We start from the raw sequence: 4,344 nt of genomic DNA, 5'->3' as shown, positions 1-4,344 counted from the left end.
GTCAGTAATACGTAAAACCCCTATCGCTCCAAAGGAGGAGAATGCCTTGCTTTGAGTCTGCTTAACTATTGAATAATCAAAATCCCAGTAAAAATACGGAGAAGACAGATGATTTACCATCCCCAAGCGGATTTAATCTACCAAGCGTTTACACAGGCAGAGAAATTTTTAAAGAGTAGATAAAGCTGCGTCAAATCTCTGGACATTAGGGTGCTAAGTCGGTTAGTAATAGATTGTAACGAGATAAGTCGAGGGGTTAACTGTCGGGGTAAGTCAAGGAGAGCGCCAACTGTCAGCTTATATTAGCTAAGAGAAGGTGTCTCTAGATCTAACCAGTATCCTGTGGAACAGATCCATAGAACTCGGACAATAGCTAGGCCACCTCTTAGTCAAAATCATCTTTACTAAGTTATACCTGTCACCACTTTTAGGACGGTTATCATGAATCTCAAACAACGCCTACTTACTACCGCCGCTGCTGCTAGCGCTGTATTCAGTGTCGCTTCTGCTCCCGCACAAGCCTTCAGTTTTGGAGATCCAATTAGTTTTGCAACTGACACCACTGTGGACTTTACTTTCTTTGAATCTCATGGTGGTTGGAAGGAAGTATTCGGTATTAAGGAACTGGCAACTGGCACTAAGTCAGATATGCTGTCAGAAGTAGCAATTTCCGATGGGAACTCTAATGCGAGAGATTTCCAGGGAACTTGTGGCGCAGGCAAAGCAGTGACAACTTGTACAAACAGCTTTACCTTCCTGGCTGGAAAGCAGTATACCATGTTTCTTGACCAGATTCCTACGAATGGAGATTCTCGCCGCACGTTAACTGCTGCTACAGCAAAAACTGTTTATACTGCTGCTGCGGCGACCCAAGATGCACTATATAACGATTTAGCCTGGACTGGTGGCCCCCAAAAGTATCAGCACGCAGGCTACAGCACAAACAGTAAACTACAAAACTTAACTAGCTCACCATTTGACTTAACTGGTGGTGAAATGCTGTTAGCCTGGGAAGATTATGCACCAGCTGGAGCGGGCGGCGCTCAACACATCGATCACAACGACTTTATGTTGAAAGCAAAAATCTCATCAGTTGCTTCCGTACCTGAGCCTGCTACCTTGGCTGGTCTGGGATTGGTAGGTGGAGCGCTTGCTTTCTCTCGTCGTCGGAAAGCTCATCAAGCTTAATTAACTAACTAACCTAGTTGGGATTAAATAACAGATCGGCTGATACAGTAGTTACTTTGGGCTATTGTATCAGCTATTTTGTATAAATGTATCTATTATAGGGCTGGCTTGCTTATTCAGTATAAATACTGAATAGGACAAAAAACCTTGGATGCTATATTTAGAATTAGTTTGGTTGCTATCAATTGTGGCAGAAGATCGACTAAATTTGATTCTGCCCTCTGAACTGCTGAAATACATAAGATGGCTATAAAATCAACTCAAGATAGGTTACGAATTTTAATTATTATCCTTATTATATTGGGGATATTTTTTAGATTTATAAATATAGATAAAAAAATTTACTGGCGAGATGAGACTTATACTTCATTGCGGATGTCTGGATATACTAAAGCTGAATTAAATCGGCAAGTTTTTAATGGGAAAGAAATTCGGATTGAAGATTTAAACAAATTTCAACATATTAATTCTGAAAAAAGTCCGATCGACACTATCAAAGGATTGGCAACGGAAGAACCACATCTGCCGCCGCTCTACTTTTTGATGGCCAGATTTTGGGTACAATGGTTTGGTGATTCGGTGGCGATAATTCGCAGTTTGTCTGCAATTTTGAGTTTGTTTGCTTTTCCTTGTATTTATTGGCTATGTCGAGAATTATTTGAGTTACCGTTAGTTGCTTGGATGGCAGTTGGAGTAATAGCTATTTCGCCCTTTCAAGTGCTGTACGCGCAGGAAGCGCGACCCTATAGTTTGTGGACGGTAACTATTTTACTATCTAGTGCGGCTCTGCTGCGAGCGATGCGAATCCAAACTAAGTTTAGTTGGATTATATATGCGGCAACTGTGGTGCTAGGACTCTATACATTTCTGTTGTCGGGATTGGTGAACATTGGACAAGGAATATATGTATTTTTTGTAGAAGGTTGCCGATTTACTAAAAAGTTTACTGCTTATCTAGTGGCATTAATTGTAGGTTACATAGCTTTCACGCCCTGGATTTTATTTGTTATTAGCAATTTTTCTGAATTTAATAAAAGAACTAGGTGGACATCGAGGGAAGTTAGCCTGTTTTCTTTGTTTAATATGTGGCTTGGTAATCTAAGCCGCATTTTTTTTGATGTTGGTATTGGTTCAGACGATTCTTTGAGCCGTATAATTCCCTTGATTCCATTCATCTTAATTTTGTTAATTACGATCGGATATGCGATTTTATTTCTATATAGCCGGGGATCTAAACGAGAAAAGTTATTTATTTTGGCATTAATAATAGTCTGTGCTATTCCCCTGGTATTACCAGATTTAATTTTGGGGGGACGCCGTTCGGGAATTGCCCGCTATTTACTTCCCTGTTATTTGAGTATTCAGCTAGCTGTTGCATTCCTTTTAGCTTCAAAAATAACTTTTGTGCCTCTTAAAGTTTGGCAGCAAAAGCTGTGGCAGATAGTGACGATCGCTATTTTTTCTGCTGGTGTTTTATCTTGTGCAATTAGTTCGCAAGCACAAGTTTGGTGGAATAAGGATGCCTCTGAACTTCCTGCAATAGCTCGTATTATCAACCAAGCTAATCATCCACTTTTAGTCAGCGATACGAATCCAGAGCCGATTTTTGCTCTCAGCTATCTGCTCGATCCAAAAGTCCGGCTTCAGTTGCTAGTTAAACCAAACGTACCTCAAATTTCCCAAGGTTTTAGCGATGTTTTTTTATATAAGCCTTCTGACGAACTGCGAATGGAACTGGATAAGGAACAAAGTTATCAGAGTAAGCCAATGCAAGAGTTAGGCAAGTTCCAAGATCATCTTTGGAAGTTAGAAAAAAAGTCTAACTTTACTAATTCAGTCAATTAATTTTTCAAATACCTTTTGTTAAACCGATCGGGAACTTTTCGCTCGGATAAAGTTTTCTTGTTTGATTGTTTGGGATCGATTTCGCTTTCTTCATTGGATGGGATACCAATTAATACACTGGTGGCGACATAAATAATCCAAAATATACTCTTTCCTTCGGGAGTTAAGTCTTGACTGACGTTGAATATAAACATAAATGTCAGGTATTCCAACGCCCAAATACCAGATGGTGTTTTGGTCAATCGCGCCCAATTTAGCGCTCGGATGTAGGTGCTGATATATCCCATTAAAAATATCGATAGACCTAATAAGCCTAAAATTGCCCAAACTTGTACTACTCCATTATGGGCGTGGGGTGGGTCCCAACCGAGCGATCGCCATACGTGAGCGCCTCCACTTTCCCAACTCCAGAAAGCGCCGTATCCCCACCCCAACAAAGGACGCTCCCAGATTTTATCAAATACAGCTTCCCACAATTTATCCCTGCCGCTAAATGTTAGGTCTTTGCCTATGGAAGCAGCTGCTTCTGCGGCATTATCTACCAGCCATACGGTGGAAGATCCCCCTAATAATAACCCCATCAGGCAGATAGGTAGGATCAGGACAAAGTTCCATCGTAAAGCTTTGTAGAGGGGAAACAAACCGATTAAGGCGATGATAGTAATAAAACCTGTTCCAGATCTGGAAAACTTTACCAAGATGACTGAAATGGCAAACACAAACCAGCAGATTTGGCTGTACTTGCGGTTAGTTCGATCGTGACATAAAAAAACTATTACGGCGACGCTCATGGCCCTAGCCATAATGTTTTTTTGTACGAAGACTCCTTTCCAAGATCCCGTATGGTTTCCGCCAGCTTGATTGGCTTGCATTACCCCGACAGAAGGCATGGCTACAGCATAAAATAAGCTGGTCAAAGCTGCGAAGCCCAAGGGTAAAGCCAACATTTTTAGCAACCCTCGTAAGTTTTTACAACGGTAAGCTAGGTAATAAGCAAATAGGGTAGTACATACCAATTCGTAACTTTCATATACTGTTTCCCCAGGTAGTTCAGACCACAAAGCTGAGATAATGGCAATTCCCACTAGGGTTAGGATAAATTTGTCTTTCGCCGCCACGCGAAGAATTTGTTTCCACCGCAATATCACGATCAAAAGCGTGAAAGGATTGATTAAATACCAAACTCTTCTTAATAAGCTACCCCAGGGTTCTATAGGTTCAAAAGCGTTTGTCGCCGCTAAGATTGTTAAAAATACAAACCCATCTTCTGCTAGCTTGATCAGATTTTTCATCTTTTTATCTCGCTGTAGA

At 40.9% G+C, this 4,344-nt stretch carries 3 protein-coding genes; 2 read left to right on the top strand and 1 reads right to left on the bottom strand.

Annotation, left to right across the window (positions count from 1 at the left end):
* Positions 1–441: 441 nt before the first annotated feature.
* Entirely contained in the window at positions 442–1,188 is a 747-nt protein-coding gene (locus tag H6S82_RS33655; protein ID WP_242057040.1) for a PEP-CTERM sorting domain-containing protein, read from the top strand.
* Positions 1,189–1,431: 243 nt separating this feature from the next.
* A complete protein-coding gene (locus H6S82_RS20330; protein WP_190463732.1) occupies positions 1,432–3,033 on the top strand; it encodes a glycosyltransferase family 39 protein in 1,602 nt (533 codons plus the stop codon).
* On the opposite strand, the gene H6S82_RS20325 is transcribed toward H6S82_RS20330, so the two are convergent.
* On the bottom strand, positions 3,030–4,344 hold a 1,315-nt coding region (locus tag H6S82_RS20325), incomplete at its 5' end, for an O-antigen ligase (RefSeq protein WP_206756880.1). The two genes, H6S82_RS20330 and H6S82_RS20325, sit on opposite strands and share 4 nt — an antisense overlap.

Source organism: Planktothrix sp. FACHB-1355, from assembly GCF_014748295.1.
Taxonomy (GTDB): Bacteria; Cyanobacteriota; Cyanobacteriia; order Cyanobacteriales; family Aerosakkonemataceae; genus Aerosakkonema; species Aerosakkonema funiforme_A.
This window is presented reverse-complemented; position numbering and strand designations above follow the sequence as displayed.